Source organism: Pedomonas sp., assembly GCF_036515995.1.
Classification (GTDB): Bacteria; Pseudomonadota; Alphaproteobacteria; order Sphingomonadales; family Sphingomonadaceae; genus Pedomonas.
In genome coordinates this window covers 1-18528 of sequence record NZ_DATBUP010000045.1, presented here as the reverse complement: position 1 = coordinate 18528, position 18528 = coordinate 1, and the positions used below count along the sequence as shown (strand labels likewise).

Annotated in this window: 10 protein-coding genes and 2 pseudogenes; 2 read left to right on the top strand and 10 right to left on the bottom strand. The window is 61.0% G+C overall.

What is annotated here, in order from left to right:
• From VIG90_RS03860 to VIG90_RS03845, 4 genes are all read right to left on the bottom strand, one after another.
• The coding region (locus tag VIG90_RS03860) for a DUF11 domain-containing protein (RefSeq protein ID WP_331592126.1) at nucleotides 1–3915 on the bottom strand (3915 nt) is incomplete at its 3' end.
• A gap of 1528 nt (nucleotides 3916–5443) precedes the next feature.
• A complete protein-coding gene (locus VIG90_RS03855) occupies nucleotides 5444–6016 on the bottom strand; it encodes an RNA polymerase sigma factor (RefSeq protein ID WP_331592124.1) in 573 nt (190 codons plus the stop codon).
• A gap of 146 nt (nucleotides 6017–6162) precedes the next feature.
• Nucleotides 6163–6372 carry a hypothetical protein gene (locus VIG90_RS03850; protein ID WP_331592123.1) on the bottom strand — a complete coding sequence of 70 codons (210 nt, stop codon included), beginning with the start codon at nucleotides 6370–6372 and terminating at the stop codon, nucleotides 6163–6165.
• Nucleotides 6373–6401: 29 nt separating this feature from the next.
• Nucleotides 6402–8153 (bottom strand): diguanylate cyclase, encoded by a 1752-nt coding sequence (locus VIG90_RS03845; protein ID WP_331592122.1) that lies wholly within the window; start codon nucleotides 8151–8153, stop codon nucleotides 6402–6404.
• Between the two features lie 190 nt (nucleotides 8154–8343).
• Between VIG90_RS03845 and VIG90_RS03840 the strand changes: the two genes are divergently transcribed.
• Entirely contained in the window at nucleotides 8344–9576 is a 1233-nt protein-coding gene (locus VIG90_RS03840; protein ID WP_331592121.1) for a tyrosine-type recombinase/integrase, read from the top strand.
• A 285-nt stretch (nucleotides 9577–9861) separates the two neighbouring features.
• On the opposite strand, the gene VIG90_RS03835 is transcribed toward VIG90_RS03840, so the two are convergent.
• From VIG90_RS03835 to VIG90_RS03815, 5 genes are all read right to left on the bottom strand, one after another.
• Nucleotides 9862–10188: a helix-turn-helix domain-containing protein gene (locus VIG90_RS03835; RefSeq protein ID WP_331592120.1), complete on the bottom strand. Its 327-nt coding sequence runs from the start codon at nucleotides 10186–10188 to the stop codon at nucleotides 9862–9864.
• An 81-nt stretch (nucleotides 10189–10269) separates the two neighbouring features.
• Complete coding sequence (locus VIG90_RS03830; RefSeq protein ID WP_331592119.1) at nucleotides 10270–10797, bottom strand: biliverdin-producing heme oxygenase; 528 nt, start codon at nucleotides 10795–10797, stop codon at nucleotides 10270–10272.
• Nucleotides 10798–10862: 65 nt separating this feature from the next.
• Nucleotides 10863–12992, bottom strand: coding sequence for a histidine kinase dimerization/phosphoacceptor domain -containing protein (locus tag VIG90_RS03825; protein WP_331592118.1), 2130 nt, complete (start codon nucleotides 12990–12992; stop codon nucleotides 10863–10865).
• Nucleotides 12993–14030: 1038 nt separating this feature from the next.
• Nucleotides 14031–15449 (bottom strand): UdgX family uracil-DNA binding protein, encoded by a 1419-nt coding sequence (locus tag VIG90_RS03820; RefSeq protein WP_331592117.1) that lies wholly within the window; start codon nucleotides 15447–15449, stop codon nucleotides 14031–14033.
• Nucleotides 15449–16681 (bottom strand): putative DNA modification/repair radical SAM protein, encoded by a 1233-nt coding sequence (locus tag VIG90_RS03815; protein ID WP_331592116.1) that lies wholly within the window; start codon nucleotides 16679–16681, stop codon nucleotides 15449–15451. Before VIG90_RS03815 ends, VIG90_RS03820 begins: the two co-directional genes overlap by 1 nt.
• 184 nt (nucleotides 16682–16865) lie before the next feature.
• On the opposite strand from VIG90_RS03815, the pseudogene VIG90_RS03810 reads away from it, so the two are divergent.
• Nucleotides 16866–17037: pseudogene (locus VIG90_RS03810) on the top strand (IS3 family transposase); the annotation flags it as partial.
• 484 nt (nucleotides 17038–17521) lie between these two features.
• Here the strand turns inward: VIG90_RS03810 and VIG90_RS03805 are convergent.
• A pseudogene (locus tag VIG90_RS03805) lies at nucleotides 17522–18528 on the bottom strand (AAA family ATPase); the annotation flags it as partial.

The following is an 18528-nucleotide window of genomic DNA, read 5'->3' as shown; positions in this document are numbered from 1 at the left end:
GTTGGGATCCAGCGTGTCGGTGACGCCATAGCCGGTGACGGCGGCGCCGCCGGTGTTGATGAGGCGGATCTCGTAGGTCAGCATCTCACCGGCTTCGGCAACATTGCCGATCGCACCGGACTCGCTCGCCAACGTCTTGGTGATGGCAACCATGCCGGCCGTCGGCACGACAGCGCATTGCGGCGACGGGCAAGTCGGCTCAGGCGTACCGGTCTCAAAGGCGAGGTTGGTCAGCGCGGTGGCGCCTGCCGGCAGCGGGCTTGCTGCCCGCACAACGGCTGTCAGCACCAGGCTGCCCGGCGTGCCGCCGGAAGCGGCGGGCACCGTTAAGTTGGCCCATTCGATGACGCCGCCGGAGAGCGCACCACCATTGTCGGCGGAGACGAACGTCATGTTGGGGTCGAGCTTGTCGGTGACGCCGTACCCGGTGGCGGGGGTGCCGCCAGTGTTGGTGAGGCGGATCTCGTAGGTCAGCGTCTCGCCAGCCTCAACTGCGTTGGCCAGGCTGCCGCTTTCACCGGCCAGCGCCTTCTGCAGGCTGACGCGGGCCTGCGTCGGCATTGTGACGCACTGGGCAGACGGGCAGGCCGGCTCAGTTGTGCCGGTCTCGAAGGCGACGTTCCCAACCGAAGTGACTGCGTCGGGCAGCGGGTCCTTCACCCGGGTCGTCACCGTCAGCACCAGCGTACCCGGGGTAGTGCCGGCTTGCGGCGGCACCGTCAGGTTGGTCCACTCGATGGCAGTGCCGTTCAGCACACCGCCGTTGTCGGCGCTGACAAAATCGACGTTGGGGTCGAGCTTATCGGTGATTGCCTTGTCGCCGGCAGGCGTGCCGCCGGTATTGGTGAGGGTGATGGTATAGGTCAGTTCCTCGCCAGCCTCGGCAACGTTGGCGATCGCACCGGACTCAGCCACCAGCGTCTTGTTGATCGCAGTCTGTGCCGGGGTCGAGAGCGTCACGCACTGGTCGGACGGACAGGCAGGTTCCGGTGTGCCGGTTTGGTGGACAATGTTCCCGATGCCGGTCGTCCCGGCCGGCAACGTGCTGTTGACCCGCACGGCGATGGTCAGGTCGAGCCTGCCGGGCGCAGTGCCGTCGTGCGCCGGCACGGTCAGGCCGTTCCAGACCACCGAGCCACCGGAGAGCACGCCGCCGCTGTCGGCGGAGATAAGCGTCACGTTCGGATCGGGCTTGTCGGTCACTGAATAGCCGGTCTCGTCGGCACCGCCCGTGTTGGTCAGCGAGATGGTATAGGTGAGGATCTCTTCTGGCTCGGCGATGCCGCCCTGGGTGCCGCTTTCGCTGGCCAGGGTCTTGGTCAATGACACCCGCGGCGCGGTCTGTGTGGTGACGCACTGCGGTGATGGACAGGCGGGAGGGGTCTCGCCGGTTTTGAAGGCGACGTTGCTGACGCTGATGGTGCCGTCCGGCAGCGGATCCGCAACGCGCACGGTGACAGTCACTGTGCGCGTGCCTGCCGTGGTGCCGTTGTGCGCGGCAACCGACAGGTTATTCCACACAACGGTACCGGCGGAGGCCGTGCCGCCGTCGCTGGCGCTGACGAATACGGTGTTTGGGTCGAGCCGATCGCTGACCGAGTAGCCGCTGACCGGGCCGCCGGTGTTGCTCAGGGTGATGGCATAGATCAGCGTCTCGCCCGGCTCGGCCCTGCCTGCGATGCTGCCGCTTTCCGACTGCAGCGTCTTCGAAATCGCCACTTCGCCTGCAAGCGGAAGAGTGGCGCAGCCGTCCGACGGGCAGCCGGGCTCCGGCTTGCCGGTCTCATGCGCGATGTTGCTGATCTGGGTGACGCCCGCAGGAACCGGATTGTTCACAGTCGTGCGGACGGTCAGCACGCGGGCTTCACCGGCCTGCATTGTTGGCAAGGTCCAGTTGACGGCGCCTCCGCCCAGGGTGCCGCCATTGGAGGCATCGAGGAAGGTGACGTTCGGGTCGAGCCTGTCGGTGACCTGGAGATTGGTGCCGTAGCCGCCGATGTTCTGGACCGTGATCTGGTAGGTTAGGATCTCCCCCGGTTCGGCAACCCCGCTCTGCGTGCCGCTTTCTGCCGTCAGCCTCTTGCTGACCTCCAGAAAGGGGGCGGACGGAATTGAGACGCACTGTGCCGAGGGGCAGGAAGGATCCGGCTGCCCTGGCTCCTTAATGAGGTTGTTTACCAGGCCTGTCGTGTAGCCGGGGTCGACCTGGGCCTGCACTTCCAGTTGCAGCGTTCCCGGTGCGCCGCCCGAATAGCCCGGCACGGCCAGGCCACTCCAGCTGACGACGCCCCCCATCGGCGCGCCGTCATGCATGCCGGGAGGCGTCGCGCTATCGAACGAGACGTTGTTGCTCAGGATATCCAGGACGGAATAGCTGGTGGCAGGACCGCCGTTGTTGGTGAGGGTGATGGTGTAGGTGAGAAACTCGCCGGGCTGCGGGATGCCATCGGCCGTCATGCTCTCGCTCGACAGCTCCTTCTTCATCGTGATCTTGGGCGCGGCGGGCGTTGTCGCGCACGCGGTGGACGGGCAGGGCGGGTCCGCCTGGCCCGTTGGCTTGGCCAAGTTGCGCACGCTGGGCGTGGCGTCCGGAAGCGTGCTCGGCATCTGTACCGTGATGTCGACCGTCCTGGTGCCGTTCGCCGGGATGGCCAGTCCGGTCCAGTTCACCGTGCCGCCGGAGAATGTACCGCCATCCGTCGCACTGACGAAAGTGGTTTTCGGGTCGAGCACGTCGGTCAGCGCATAGCCGGTGACTGGGGTCGAGGTCGGATTATTCAGCGTAATGCGGTACGTCAGCTGCTCGCCCGCCTCCGCTGTGCCAGCAACGCTGCCGCTCTCGCCGACCAGTGCCTTGGCGATAGTCACGTGGCCGTTGGTATCGGTCGCGGTGTTGTTCGCTGGAGCGTTGTCGGGCGAGCCCGCTACCGAGGCGACAGTTGCCGTGTTGGTCAGGTCGCCTGTGAAGCTCACCGGAACATCCAGCGTCATCGAATAGGTGACGCTGGCATTGGCCGGCAGGTTGACGGTCTGATTGGAAATCGCGCCGGTGCCGGATGCCGCACCGCAGACGCCGCCACCCGTTGCATTGCCGCAGGTCCAGCGGGCGGAGGTGATGCCGGCGGGCAAGGCATCGTTGATTGTCGCGCCGACAACGCCGAACGGGCCGTTATTGCGAACGACAATGGTGTAAGTCAGGCTGGTGCCTGGGATGTAGTAGTCTTTGCCGTCGGTCTTCGTGATCTCCAGATCGACCGGGAAGGAGATTGCGGAACTTGCGCATTTGGCGCCGTCGTTGTTGCTGGCACCGGGCGAGTTCGAGATCAGGACTGGCTGGCCGGTTGTCAGATCAAATTTGTAGAAGCCCCCGGCGTTATTGCTGCCATACACACCGTTGGAGGCACCGAACATCGCGCCGAAGCCGACCGGGCTTGCAGCGCTGCCGACAAAGGTGACGTTAAAGCTGGTCGCCGTTGTATTGATCGGAATATAGAACAGCCGCCCGGTTGCACTGTCCTGGCCATACAGCCGTCCATTGTGAAATGCGAAGTCGAGGTTGTTCACACTCGTATTGAGCGTAATTTGGACAGCATTGTTGTTGGCGGGATTGATCCGCCACATGACATTGCCTGTCCCGCTCTTCACCCATAAAAAACCGAGCGCAAATTCGCCAGCCGGATAGCCGGTGTTGGTCGGAAGGTTGGTGGGAATGCCCAGGCCCTGCACGCCGCCGCTGGCGCTGATCCTCACCAGTGCATTGTTATCGGTGGCAATGCCGTAGATGAAATTGTCGGCGGGGTTGTACCCCATGGCGTTGTAGATGCGGGTACTCGTGCCCAACCTGTCGAAGGTGATCGGGTTCGTGGATGTGTTGAATTGGTAGAGCGTGATCGGGCCGCCGGAAGACTGGCCCATATACATATCAGCCGTGCATCCGGGGAAAGCGGTCTGCGCTGCAGCCATAGTGCCGAAGAGCACGAACGACAGGCAGAAAAGCATCCACTGAACAATGGCGCACCAAGCGCTTGTCAGACGGCGGTTGATCGACATCACATCCATTCCTCTTCCCGCAGCCGGCAGGGCGTGTCATTCAGGCAGCGCAGGAAAACGGGCGCAGAACAGTGTCCGCACAGAACCGATTTCTGCCGCGTAAAAATAGTTAATGAAAGATTATTTATATTCCCTGTCGGTGATTTGACTCTAAATCCCGAGAAAATCCCTTTCCAGCAATGCAGTATTATGAACTAAAACCCGCATAATTGCTGAAAGCAACATACTGCCCTCCCGAACTGGTGCCCATATTCTTGGCCGATATTAAGAATCGGTTACCATCTATTGTTCGGTTATTTATTAAAAGAGGGTTATTTCGGCAACAAAATAAAACCTGCTAAAAGCATAGTCTTTAGTGCTTAACCCTCGGCCCCGTAAAGCTGCACCGCTTGAATTGCTGAGATCTGGGTGGTGTTCGCCGTCATCGCGAGGCAACGTTGAGGGCCCTGAGCAGCGTTCATCATTGCTTTGGACAACGGAGGAATAATGGGGGCTGTACCTGCTCCTTGCGTGGATGGCCACTACACGTTCGCTTGCCTCATCAAGGCTGCTGAATATTCCCCCGAGCTCCAAATGCGAGACTGCTGTTCCTGATCATCCGGCTGTGAACACCTCGCACAGAGGATCTGCGCTGGTGTGCCCGCGTCAGCAGCTGGCAAGATAACCCGCTCATAAATTCGTTGCGCATCAGGTAGCTTGCCGCCACGAACACGATTGCTGCCCAGGCGAAGGCGGAGAGGCCTGAGAGGCGCTCGGTTCCGCGCTCCTTATGTATATTCATACAGAACCAGAGTCTAACGCCGGCCTTCGTCGGGGCGAGCAGCGCCATCAAGGAGGACCACACGATCATGAGCAGGCGTGCAGTGTGGTTTATGGGATCCTCGCCAGATGGCGGGTAGGATAGAGGGACACCCATTCAATATCGACCAAATGTCATTATGAGGTTGATATTGCCGTCGACGTGGGCGCTGGAGTCCGCCCGTGCCTCTTTGTGCATTGCCGAAAAAAGGGGCTGCCGATGACGTGAGGGGCGTGCAGGCCTGCTACTGCGAAATAGAAATCCCCGAAAAGCGCATGGACAAGGCTTTTCAGGTGCTTGCCGTGCAGGCGGGTGCAGCGCCATCCGTCCTATCCAGCGGCGTGGTTATCTGGCCGCAAATGCGGGCTTCCGTCATAGCCCTTGTGCTGACGCTCCTTGTGCAGATCCGGCTCAGGGCGAGCCATCCACCAACTGCGCCAAAGCAGCGCTGATCGCAATGGACGGGCTTTCGTTGAATGGACGGGATATGGTGATGTTGGCTGCGGTCATCCTATGAACAACAGCATTTGGCGAGAAGTTTCGGCTCCGGCACAAGACCGCCCCCTGATCGAAGCGGCATTATTGATCATGGCTTTACGTCTTTACAGCCAGTCCTATATTCCGTGGTTCATAATCATCTAGTTGCCGCGCCCTTTGGCACGCCTGCATGACATCATGGATATAATCCTGCACTGTCGAGCGCGGAATTTTCAAGAATCCACTGATCTCGCGTACATTTGTTTCATCGAAACGCGCCAGCAGGAAAGCCAGGCACTTCTCTTCTGGGAGACGGATAATTGCGTGGAAAACAGCCACCAGCCTGCTCCTTTGTTCAAGCAAATCATCTGGCGCAAACTCAAGCACTGCCTTCATAGAATACAGAGCAGCGCAAGCGCTGCTTTCCAGATATTGGCGACGGTCGCGATCCGCGATCAAATGCCGGGCGGTTGCATAAAGATAAGTGCTTGGACGGCGGATCTCAGACGGTGCATGGGGATGTACTAGGCGCACGTAGGCATCCTGCACGATGTCTTCAGCATCAAAATTATCTCGCTGTTTGCGAACGTACGCCGTCAGCTTTCTATAGTGCATGCGATACAGGTTGCTCAGATGCAGTCGATTTGTCTGTCTGCCCCGCGCAAAGACTGAAATTGGTGCATTTGTCATGGGACCTCCCAGTGAGATCCTTTGCCGATCTCTGACCCTGGCAGTACAAACGAGTAGCGCAAACGCACAATCCGCCAAGACAGTCGGCAAATGGTCGTGAATAATAACTTCTAGAAAAACTATTCTTTATTGAAAATTCTCTCCATTTACCATAATCGCATTTCTGTCTCTCGCAAGCGAAAACACGTCGTAAGTTTGATGATCTGGCGCTCGCGCAAGGCCGCCTTCGCAGCGGCAACAGGAGCATCACAAGAGGAGAAGAGGATAAGGTGCACACCCGTTGCCAGTGCCTGCGACAGTTCGAGAATAGCTTTATTAAAACTTTTATTTTCTCGACACCTCAGGTCTTCAGGCATCGAACCAGTCATGCATCTGGCCAGTGGCATTAGGGCAGGGGGCACTCAGCTTCTTGTGCAGGTGTCTGCGGCTGGTTCCAGTTTGCCTCGATGCGATTGCGGCCGGCCGCCTTGGCGGCGTAGAGGGCCTTGTCAGCGCGCACGAGAATGGCATCCAGATTCGGATCGCAAGACCGGCAGTCGGACAGGCCGATGCTGATGGTCACGCGTAGCGTTGCGCCGTCATGCGCGACCGTCATTGCGGCGACGGCCTGGCGCATACGCTCGGCCACCTGAAACGCCTCTGCAGGCTCGGTATTCACCAGAAGGGCCGCGAACTCCTCTCCTCCCCAGCGGCACATGAAGTCCGAACGGCGTAATACCTTGTCCAGCATACGGGCGACGGCGACCAGAACCGCATCGCCGGCGACATGGCCATGAACATCATTGACGCGCTTGAAATGATCGATGTCTATGAGGGCGAGACACATGTGCTCATCATAACGGCCGGCCCGCAGCAAGGCATTTTCCGCGTACTCGGTGAAATGCCGCCGGTTCCAGACCCCGGTCAGGGCGTCAACGGTCGCCAGGCTGAACAGTCGCCGCTCAATCTCCAGCCGCTCTGTGATATCCGTGCCGATGGCAAGCAGGCCAAGGGGCGTGCCGTCTTCACCTTTCAGCTGGGTCAAGGAGAGCTCCACGGGAACGCGCCTGCCGTCCTTGCAAAGCAGGGTCCAGTCTTCAACCTCTGCCTCGCCGAACAAGGTGCGGCCCTGAAACACCTCGTAGTCCGTCGCCTCCCGGCCCAGCTCCTGGCTGACGGACAGCCTGCGCTCGTCCAACTCAGCCGGGTCGCACAGGATAACCGGGGTTGCCTTGCCCAGCAGTTCCTCCGCGGAGTAGCCCAGCAGGCGCTCCGCGGCACGGTTAAAGCTGCGAAACAGTAGATGATGGTCAACCGACATGATGATCTGGTGTGCGCTCTCGAGAATGGCCTTCTGCAAGGCATGCGCCTCGCTCAGCTCCCGCTCGGCCCGGCGCCAATCGGTGATGTCCCGGACAAACCATATTCGCCCGTGCCCCAGCTGGTTCTCGTCGATCAGGCTTCGGCTGAGGATCTGATAGATGCGGCCGTCCCTCAGCTCGACCTCGACCCTTGCGAGCTTTGCGCCTACGGTCTCGCGCAGGCTCCCGATCTTGGCAGCGGCTATCTCAGGATTGGCCGTTTGCGCCAGAATGTGGGGGAAAGCGGCGTCGCGCCCCTGGGTTAGCACCTTATCCGTCAGGTTCCAGAGCTCGCGGAAGCGGTCATTCCAAGTGAGAAGGGTGCCGCTCGTGTTAGAAATCAGAATGCCGTCAGGCGTCAGGTCCTGCTGGGCCTTGAGCAGATGATGTTGATAGTCCAAGATTTCCTGCGTCCGCCGCTCTAGTGTTACGTCGTGGAGCGTCGCCAGGATGCGGACGACGGTATCCGTATTGCGCACTTTCACCGGACTGAGGGCGATGCGCAGCCAGCGCTCGCCCGTGGGCAAGCGGAGCGGCGTCTCGAAGGTCAATGGCATCCCCGTCGCCGCGCACTGGCTATAATGCCGCTGAAACACCTCGCCCTGCTCCGACGCTGCGATGTCGCGCGGCATCCGGTTGGTGACGCGCTCGGCCGACAGCTGCAGTGCGGCCTGCAGCGCCTTGTTGCCGTAGATTATGGAAAACTCATCCGCCCCGGACACGCCAACGAGGAACACCGGCGCGCCGATACTATCCAAGAACTCCTCGAGGTCAGCTCCACTCAAGTGCGCAAGCATTTTTGAACCCTCATGCAGAGCTGCGATGCTTCTGAAGAAGAAACGCCCGAGGGATGCCGGTGATGCAATCTCGCGAACCATTTCGGCATAATCGTCTTGTCGCTCATCTCCGGTTTGGAACATTATCAGGACTCGACAGGGTGGTCTGAACCGGGCAGAAAGCCAGCCAGAGCCAAACAGGACAGGGGCGATGCTGGACAAAGAGGTGCTTTCAGGCGGGCAGCAATCGGTAGACGCGCCGTCTAGTCGGACTCTCGGTTCGACATCCGAGGCCGGGCGGGATCCGGTCGTCACGAGTGTGGCAACGCTGCTGCCCGGGCGGATCGACCCTGACCTGGTAGCTGCAGCGGCTCGGGCTTGGTCGGCCAACTCCAAGCGTGCCTTTCTGGCAGACCTGAGTGTCTGGCGGGATTGGTGCCGGCGTATCCAGGTTGATGTCGCCGATGCAAAGCCGCAGCATGTGGTGACTTTCCTGCAGCGCTGCAGTCAGCCTTGGCTCCTTGACGGCGACGGACAGGAGCGCATCCACGCGGATGGCAGCCGGGTGAAGAACCCCGACCTGCGCGCCGTGGCGACGCTTGCCCGTTATCTTGTCAACATCGCAACCGCGTACCGCTGGGCAGGCCTGCCCAGCCCGACCCAGTCCGAACTGGTCAAGCTGGAAATGAAGGCGCTGCGCCGTGCGCGCGGCACTGCACAGAGGCAGGCTCACCCTTTACGTTTCAAGGGTGAGGTACAAGACCTCGCTCATGATCCGCCGGCTGGTATCTGCATTGCCAGGCTGCTGCAGGCACCACATCGGGACTGGACTGGCCGGGTCGACTGGCTGGGGCTGCGGGACCGGGCCATGCTTCTGGTCGCTTACGACACGGCGCTGCGTGCCAGCGAGCTGGTTGCGGTCGAGGTCGAGCACATCGAAGGTCCAGGCCGAGACGGTTCGGGGCTGCTCTTCATTCCTCAGTCGAAGACTGATCAGGAAGGAGAGGGCCGGCACGCTTATCTTTCGCGCAAGACTATGGAGGCGATCGCTGGATGGCGACAGGCGACAAAGGTGGCGACCGGGCCGCTGTTCCGCTCGATCCGCTTCCACCCCGACGGCAGCCCGCGTGAGCTCCTGCGCAAGGCGGTGCGTGCCGACAGCGTGCCGGGCATCTACCGGCGCATCGTCCGGCAGGCCTGGGAGCAGGGGGCTTTGCCGGACATCAGCGAGGCTCAGCTGGAGAAACTGTTGCCGGCGATCAAGGGGCATTCAACCCGTGTCGGTGTTGCACAGGACAACTTTGCAGCCGGCGAGGACTTGCCCGCCATCATGCAGGCCTATGGTTGGAAGGATACCCGCACGGTGCTGCGATACGGCAAGAAGCTTGCCGCCCGGAGTGGCGCCGCCAGCCGATTGGCAGCGAAGGTGTGGGGGGAAGAATAGATGCGAAAGAGAGCGCATTGCTGACCGGCTGCTTCTGGAAGCCGTATGTGAAGAGCGGACGCCAGCCAGCTGGTCCCATCTGGTCGGCAACTGCTTGAGACGAACATTCAGCTTCTAAAAATCATGCTCACAATCTAAGCGGCAACAACTCCCATGCCGTAAGGGCAGCCGCCCACTGGAGTGCCCGCAACAGCGCGATCGCCTCAAGCTGAGCTGGACCGTCCGTAGTGCCAGCCCGGTGCTGCCGCGCCAGATCATAGAGAAATGCTGGCGGCAGGAGGCTGGTCACCAAGCTGCAGACCCTTGAATTGTAGCCGCCAAGGAATCACTGTTCAGCTCCCACAGGGCCCGCAAGGGAGACGGCGAGGCCATGGCGGCATCAAAGCGGATCTGCCGTTTCTCATTTGCGCGCCCGACAACCGCCAGCAAAAGGTCGTCCATGGTTTTGAAATAGTAATAGAGCAGCTGCGTCTTGAGCCCGGCCTTGGCTGCGATTTGCCGAGCCGAGATGGCGTGATAGCCTTCCTCGCACAGGGTCGCCTCGGCAGCATCGATAAAGCGAGCGCGTACCTCGGAGTTTTCCGGACCCATCCGACGCATTTGCTCCATCATCCGACCTCCTGCTTTTCCTCCACAGATTTAATAGCTTCCAGGGCTGAGTGAAAGCATCAGAAGAGACAAGCCGAGTTCCGGTTATGCGCCTTGGGCACCCTCTAGCCTCTTGGGGCGCCATGAGCGTAATGTTTCATAAAATACTGAAAAGACAGATCTTGCGCCATGTGCAGCTTTGTCCAGCTCCTCTTCATCCAGTACAAGAGAGTCAAGCCATCCAACGAAGGACGGCCACAGCCGCGCCTCGGCGCCATGCGCCAGAAAAGCACAGGGTGCGCCGGGCTGGGCTGCCTGCACCCTGCGCCTCAGCACTGCGCCACCCAGTCTTGAGCCTTCCAGCACGTAAAGGGCTCCAATGCGCATCCCGGCGCTCGGCAGATCGAGTGCTGCGGTTTGCGCAGGAAGCGCAAGCCCCATCCCGAAGAGGTCTGCGGCAAGGTCTTGTGACCGCAGCCTCATTGGCCAGTCGGGCGGCACCGGCCCGTGCGAGACTGCATCTTCCAGGCCGGGCAGAACAGCGGCGTGGGCCATCAGAAACGCACCATACCCCGCGGGCGTTGACAGATCGAAGTCTTGCCCGAGCGCGTCGATTTCCTGATGATCGGCCATGGTCGCATGGCGAAGGAAGGCGCGAAGGCCGGGCGTCGGATCGGCAGTGGTGTCGAGAAGCGGGGTCATACAAGCGTCGGCGCCGTCAGGATAGCCTTCAGGCCACGGGTCGCATCCTCATATTCGATCTTGCCATTCAGCCCGCCAACAGTTGCGGAAATCATGCGACTCCCGAACCCGCTGGAGCTCCTGGGGGTAGCGCTGAGCCCCGCACCTTCATCGGCAACGGACAGACGCAAGTTGCCGCGATGGCGCTGAAGCTTGATGTCGATCGGCCCCGGCTGGCCTGCATAGGCATATTTGGTCGCGTTTATTACCAGTTCGGTCATGATGAGCCCGACTGACATGGCGCTGCTGCTGGGCAGGAGGAGGGGGGCAAAATCCGCGCTAATGCAGTTCCGCCATTCATCTCCCAACGCCTGGCGCAGATCCGCGGTCAGCGCCCCCAGATACTGTCCCAGATCGACCGTCTCGGGATGGTCTGATCGATACAGCCGCCCATGGACATGAGCGACCGCCGACAGGCGGGCCTTGGCTTCGGTCAGGTGGTCCGCAACGGGACCGGGGCCCGCCTCGCGGGCTTTCAAAACAAGATAAGCCCCAATGATTTGCAAGGAGTTCTGCACGCGATGGTCGATCTCGCGCATCAGCATGTCTTTTTGCTCCAGCAGCCCATCGCGCTCCGCAAGCGACTTTTGCAGGTCCTTGTTCAGGCGGCGCATCCGCAGATTGATGCGCGCCTCTGTAAATACCCTGCCGAGGCGGCTGGCGGCATCGACGTCCTCAAGCGTCCAGGCGCGTGAGCGGCCTCGAACCGTCTCGACCCAGGTCGCAAAGGACGCGCGGGGCGTAAGCGCGCGGGCGTCCCCCTCCGTCGGCTTATGTGGAATGCCGGCCCAGCGAACCTGCTCGGCCTCATCCACGCGGAACCAGAGCAGGGCCTTGCCTTGGTCGGGCAGAGGTAGCAGCAGCAGCCCGCTTGCCCGCTCCGGCCAGCCTCTGGCCGGCTCATAACGCTCGGACAACCGCCGGGTGACGAGCGGCTCGGCCGGGGAGACGGAGAGCCCCCAGTTGGTCAGATCCATGATTGTCTGTGGCTCAGGACCAATACCGGAGAGTTGTACCGTTTCATCATTTACAAAGGCAAAACCGTCCGCATCGAGCAAGCGGCAGAGGGTGTGGCCCAGATCGCGGAAAATCTCGGTTTCATTCTGCGGGCTGGAGAATGCGGGCGCAACCTCATCAACAGCGGCACGCAGGCGGAGCCGTTCGTCGTAAGCTCTTGCCTGCTCGCGCGCCTGAATCTGGCGGGACAGGGCGCCTCCCAAGGCCGTCCCGGCGATCATGACGTCGCGCGGCAGACGGCGAGGGCTGTCATGATGGCAAGCAACCAGGCCCCAGAGCACGCCGTCACGCACGATGGAGAACGAGGCGGATGCGGCAACGCCCATGTTGCGCAGATACTGAAGATGCACGGGCGAGACACTGCGCAGGCCGACATCGCTGAGGTCGAGTTCCTCAAAGCCGGCGGGCCGCAGCGGCATGGGTGTATAATCCACTGTGCAGATCGAGCGGGCTCGATTGCGGACGTAAAGTGCGCGGGCCTGCCGGGGAATGTCGCTGCCGGGAAAATGATGATGAAGAAAACTTGCCAAGGAAGGATTACTATCCTCGGCAATGACCTGTCCGGCCTCGTCATCAATGAAGCGGTAGATCATGACCCGATCAAAACCGGTCAGCTTCCGAAAAGCGACTGCCGCACGCCGGCACAGCGCCATCAGGTCACCTGCGCGCTCGAAGGTGCGGGCGAAGCCATCCAGCTGGCTGAGGAAGCGCATAGCCTCCCACGGCTCTGGATTGACCGGCTCGAGTTCAATGATCAATCTGTCGCCAGTGCTGTGAAGGATCGCATCGAAGGTCTCGGATGAGCCTGAGACACGCTTTTCCAGAACTTGGCCCATCACAGGTTGGCCAGGCGCGTCCAACTGTTTGAAAACCTCTTGTCCCAGCAGCGCCTCGAGCGGCTCACCCAGCCATCTGGCAGCAAGCCTGTCTTCCAGTGCGCCTGCGCCCGCGACCACCCGCCGGGACCGGGTGTCGGCCACCAGCACCAGTCCATGCGGCTGGATCGAGCCAGGAATGTGGATCGGCTCGCGGTCGCATGGCGTCAGGAGCAGATGGTCTTGCTTGCCCATTTGAAATTCCCAATGGTGGATTGCACCTGCCTCTAAAATATCGGCAGGAAGAGACTGATTCCGCTTAACTAAATCGGTACGTTAAGGAGTCTAGGAATTCATGCGACATCAGTAAGCGCATGCGAAACGCGGCTAAGGCATAACGACCAGCAGATCTTCGAAAAAGCGTGAGACCACCAGTGCACTACACGTGCGCACAGGGCCGTCGATCAATTGTAACGGTTGTTTGGAAGGGCGGGCTGGTCCAGGACCCGTCTGGCTGCTCTTCAGCTCCTCTTTTGCCAGTCTTTGATGATTCAAGCAACCTGTCAGCGTCGAGACGCTGCGTGCCACTGCCGGCCGGAGGCGGTAGCTATTAGACGCCATGGCTGGGCGTGCGAGGGTCTAGCTCGCCATAGGACGACCGCTTTCCAGTGCCTTGCCAATGGCTCGGCAGGCTTCGCCAACGCCCAAGCCTGCCACCGACAGCGCATGGCCCTCCGGGGCGCCCAAAGCCTTCATTTGGCGATCCAGCAGGCAAACCGGAGCAGGATCCAAAGTATCGCCGCCACGTTCATGGCATTGCTGGATTATCTCCTCCAGATCCGGACGAAGAACAACAGAGTTTAGCACTACTGTGATATTTCGAGGCGCAGCGTCAAATCGGGACCCAATGATGCAATTGACCAGCATGAAATAGTCACTCTTAGCTAGTGTGCCGCAGCCCCGGTGGCACGCCGATCAACACTGCGCTCTGGTCGCAAGCGCCGGTTTCCGAACTGGTACCAAACCTCCTGCCATGAAATGCCAGATATAGTCCGAACGCAGGTGGATCTTCGGGCTTTGGGGCAGATGCGCGATGCGGTCAGCAGCAGTCGCCTTGCCGGAACCAGGTGTTTTAGTCAGGATCATTTCCCGGACCTGAACATCTTGCCCTTATGGTCTGATCGTCTGGCCAGGTGTCGAGCAGCGTGAAGCGGCATCACCCGCCAAAGGGATGTTGCAGCCCCGATTTAATCTGAGACGTGACCGCGGTTCTGGGCTGGTGCTTTTACCGGATCATGCCAGGATAATGGCTCTCGCGTGGGCCAAGTCTTCGAGCAGCTCGCGGCGGGCGGCGGCTCCTTGGCCCTTCTGGCGCAGGATCATGCTCGGATGCCAGGTGATCAGGACCGGTCCGCCATCTCGAGCATATTCGATCTTGCCGCGTCGCCCACGAAGCGGGCTCGGATTGCCGGTCAAAGAATAGGCGGCGCTTGCGCCAAGAGCCAGGGTCAGCCGAGGCTGGATGAAGCGGCGCTCCAGATCGAGCCACCACTGGCACGTCTGGATTTCACCTGCTGTGGGATTTTGATGCAGCCGGTGCTTGCCGCGCACGGTGAACTTGAAATGCTTGACGGCGTTGGTCAGCCAGGCTGCTTCGGGGTCGAGACCGACTTCGGCCATCGCTGTTCGCAACAGCTGGCCAGCTGGCCCGATGAGTGGTCTGCCCTTGAGATCCTCCTGGTCGCCCGGCGCCTCGCCGACGATCATGAGGACCGCATCCACAGGGCCATGTCCCCAGACCGTCTGGGTGGCGTCATGGCACAGATCGCACGCCGTGCATGCGGCCGCCTGATCCCTTGCCTCAGGAAGGGAGCGGGGCTCGGCGATTTGTCGAGGCACCCTGATCCGGGCAGTGACCTTGGCCGCATAGGCTGGAGCATTGCTTGCCCCGGCCTCGTTCATGGCGCGCACACGGCGCGGCGCATCGGCCAGCATATCAGGGATAAGGCGGGCCTCGGGCAGGTTCTTCCAGTACTTAATCGGCATTTCCGAGCGCATTGCTTGCACTTTGATGCGGGCGGGGTTGAAGATGTTGGCAAAATAGATCTGCCAGAGCTCGTGGCTGGCGTCTGTCGGCAACTCGGGCCGGGCGACCGGATCCGAAAACTGCAAGGCGCCGTCGAAGTGCGCGACGCCGTCAGGGGTCGCGATCAACCAGTCCATGTCTGAAAAGCGTTTGGCAAAAAATGGCGCCGCCGCCTCGAGGATTAAATGCTCGGGCTCGAACCAGGCGGCGAAGGCGCGGCGCGGGCCTTCAGATGGCACTTCATGAAACCTGACGAAAGCGTGCATCTTGTGAATGTCTCGGCGCACGGCCTTTGCCAGCGTCTCCAGCCTTGCGACGAAGGGATCAGCCGGATTTTTAAGGAAGCGGCGCTCCCTCTGCAGCCGCGTCAGAGCCTCGTAGAGCAGCGTCCAGCGCTCCGGGCTGGAGTGGAAACTGACCGTGCGGGCAAGGTCCAGGAAATCTCTCGTCGCGCTGACAGGCGCATTGCCCGGTGGTGGCAGCGGCTCCGCTCCGAAAAGGTCCGGCGCTGCATCATGATCGGCCCAGATCACTTGGGATGAGGGGACACGCGCGCCTGCAAGATGGCGCGCCGCTTGGCGCCATGCTTCAAAACGTTCAAATCGGGGCAGATCGATGCGGATCATCAGAGCAGAAGGAGCTGCTCCGGCGCTGGGGCAAACCGTGCTCGCAGCGCGGCGTTATCAATGAGGCTTCCAGGGGACCAGTCCGGCAGCAGGATGAATGGCTTGGCTTTTGAAAGGAGGGCCCCCATCCGAAGTAAGTCCGCGTAGCGCACCGGGCCATGGCGACGCGCCTCAAGGATGCGGGCAACGGTCCGGGTTCCAAAGCCCGGCACGCGCAGCAGCATCTCGCGGGACGCGCGGGCAACATTGATCGGGAAGCGGTCGCGATTGGCCAACGCCCAGGCAAGTTTCGGGTCGATCTCCAGGTCCAGGTTGCCATCAGGATGGGCAGAGCCGATCTCCGCCGCATCGAACCCGTAAAAGCGCATCAGCCAGTCTGCCTGGTAGAGCCGATGCTCCCGTTGCAAGGGGGGCTTGATCAACGGCAGCGTGGATGATGCATCGGGAATGGGGCTGAATGCGGAATAATAGACCCGCTTCAGGTCATAGCCTGCATAAAGATTGGACGATGTCTTGAGAATTTCGAGATCGGTTGCACCATCAGCGCCGATGATCATCTGCGTCGACTGGCCAGCAGGCGCGAACCGGGGCGGCCGCTTACCGCTGAAACTCCGCTCCTTGGCTGCCTCGCGGGACAGGCGAACATCCGCCATGGCCGCCCGGATCGTCTCGGGGCGTTTCTCCGGCGCCAGCTGACGCAGGCTCGTATCCCGTGCGAGCTCGATATTGACAGAAAGGCGGTCGGCATAAAGACCCGCCTCGGCGACCAGTTCGGGCGCCGCGTCGGGAATGGTCTTAAGATGGATATATCCCTTGAATCCATGATCCACTCGAAGCATCCGCGCAATGCGGACGATGTCGGCCATGGTCTGGTCCGGGCTCTTGATAATGCCTGAAGAGAGGAACAGGCCCTCGATCATATTGCGCCGGTAGAGTTCGAGGGTCAGGGTGGCCACCTCCTCGGGGGTGAAGCGCGCGCGCTCGACATTGCTGCTCACCCGATTGATGCAGTAGGCGCAATCATAGATGCAGAAGTTGGTCATCAGGATCTTAAGGAGGCTGATGCAGCGGCCATCGGGCGTATAGGCATGGCAGATGCCGCTGCTGCCGGCCGATCCAAGGCCCCCGTCGCCGGCATCCCGCCGCACCGTTCCGCTCGAGGCGCAGGATGCATCGTATTTTGCGGCATCCGAAAGGATCGCAAGTTTCTGCTGGAGAGTTTTCTGGGCCATGCTGTTTGGTATGTTCTATTTATGTTCTTGTCAATCGAGAGGTATGGACGGTGCCAACGTCTACCCGGCTCCGACACTCGGGGCTTGCCAAGCAAGGTTGGGCAGCATGTGCCGCGCCAACTGCCGGCTCGGGAGATTCCTTGTCTGCCCGAGCAGCGTTAGGCCGCCAACATGCCAAAAGGGGAAGCAAAAGTACGACGGCATGGAGGTGTCCGGGGACAAACGGCTGACGGCGTTGGAGGACGAGAATGCACGCCTGAAGACGCTTCTGGCTGAGGCCATGCTCGACAATGGCATGTTGAAAGATATTACATCAAAAACAAGTGGTGACGCCCGCCGCGATGAGATCGGCTGTTGTCCGCGGTTTCCGCAGCTTTCAGCGGCGAAATTGGTGATGATCGATCCCGCTTATGTCCGTGTGCACCAGAACGGTGCTTCGACAAAGACGGGCGCTCCAGCGAACATTGTACGGGACGTTCCCGCGGCGGCCTTACCAGAAAACTCCAAGCTCTTGTCGACGGCAGCAGAACGTCCGTCGCGGCGTAACCCTGCTGGGCGACAAGAGCTATCAGAGAAACGCAATCGGCCCAGCAGCACAAGCCAGGACCGTCTGGGCCAATTTTCCCAACCGGTCCGAGCGCAAGCGGCCTTTCGGCTTCTTGCCCTGGCCATACGGCCAGCGGAACCTCTTTGAACGCTTCTTCAATCGGATCAAGCAGTTCCTGGGCATTGCCATGGGCGATGATTAGTCTTTCGCCAATTATCTTGCCGCAGTCAAATTCATCTCCGCACGCCTATGTTGCGCCTCGTTATAAGTGTGCGCCCTTACGGACCTGGCCGTTAAATCTCGATATTCGGGTCGCGTTTCAGGCGGCCTTCAAGGCCTGGCGCGGGAGATGGCGCTTGCCTGGCCAGCAGTGCTGTGCGGTCTGCCTGGTTCCGACCAGGCGGGGCAAGGGGGGTAGGCGGTGGCTGGCCGATGGCTTGCAGGCTGCCCGGAGCGTCTGTTGCAAGTTTGCCGAGCACCTCGAGGGATGATGTCTTGTCACCGGTATTGACCATGAGCCGGCGGCTAAGCTTTTCAACGGAGTCTACGAACAGGAGAGGATCGTCCCGGGTTCGAGTGATGGTCACCAGGAACAGCCGCTGATTGGACAGGTAGCGCTCCCGGCTGTCCATCACCACAATGCCCTTCTCCGAGGTCAAGCCCTGGGCCATGTGGGCGTTGAGCGCATAGGCGAGGTCGAGACGCCTTAGCATAGGGTCATTGAGCGGCAGGAGCACCTGCTGCCTGGTCGCGGTCTCGACCAGCACCCCCTGACTGCCAATCCCGGTAATGCTGGCGATGTCAGCGTTGAGCAGGCCGCGTTCCTTGTCGTTCGTCGTCCAGCGGATCTGGTCGCCACGATAGACTGTGAGGCTTTTGGCTTCGTAGAGACGCAGTGTCTCGCGGGTTCGATTGAGGGCCAGAGCCTGGGGGAAGAACCGTCGGGCCTCGCCGCTGTCGGTCCGGAAGGTCACCCGCGCCTTCTCCTGATCAACCTCTGTAATCGTGCCCCAGGTGCCCGCTTTGATGCCCGCGGTGGGCGACCGCCTCGCAAACTCGATGCGTTGGCCGGGTTTGTAGGTCTGGAGGATGCGCTCCTGCTCAAGGGTCAGGGGCAGGCGCTCGAGAACGGTCAGGTTCAAGCCGGGGCCTTTTAGGACGCCCTCGTCCCGCAGGCCTTGCTGCACGACTGTGTTGATCATGGCGCGGGCCTCGCGGCCGGAGGCATAAGGAGCAGTTTGCGCACGTTCCTCAGGTGGCAGTGCCAGCCATGCCTGCGCTGCCGCGCTGGCCGGATTGC

Excerpts from the sequence above, each read along its gene's own strand:
- VIG90_RS03820 (WP_331592117.1), bottom strand. The coding sequence starts at position 15,449 with ATGATCCGCATCGATCTGCCCCGATTTGAACGTTTTGAAGCATGGCGC.
- VIG90_RS03845 (WP_331592122.1), bottom strand. The coding sequence starts at position 8,153 with ATGCTTGCGCACTTGAGTGGAGCTGACCTCGAGGAGTTCTTGGATAGT.
- VIG90_RS03840 (WP_331592121.1), top strand. The coding sequence starts at position 8,344 with ATGCTGGACAAAGAGGTGCTTTCAGGCGGGCAGCAATCGGTAGACGCG.
- VIG90_RS03815 (WP_331592116.1), bottom strand. The coding sequence starts at position 16,681 with ATGGCCCAGAAAACTCTCCAGCAGAAACTTGCGATCCTTTCGGATGCC.
- VIG90_RS03825 (WP_331592118.1), bottom strand. The coding sequence starts at position 12,992 with ATGGGCAAGCAAGACCATCTGCTCCTGACGCCATGCGACCGCGAGCCG.
- VIG90_RS03855 (WP_331592124.1), bottom strand. The coding sequence starts at position 6,016 with ATGACAAATGCACCAATTTCAGTCTTTGCGCGGGGCAGACAGACAAAT.
- VIG90_RS03835 (WP_331592120.1), bottom strand. The coding sequence starts at position 10,188 with ATGATGGAGCAAATGCGTCGGATGGGTCCGGAAAACTCCGAGGTACGC.
- VIG90_RS03850 (WP_331592123.1), bottom strand. The coding sequence starts at position 6,372 with ATGCCTGAAGACCTGAGGTGTCGAGAAAATAAAAGTTTTAATAAAGCT.
- VIG90_RS03830 (WP_331592119.1), bottom strand. The coding sequence starts at position 10,797 with ATGGCCGATCATCAGGAAATCGACGCGCTCGGGCAAGACTTCGATCTG.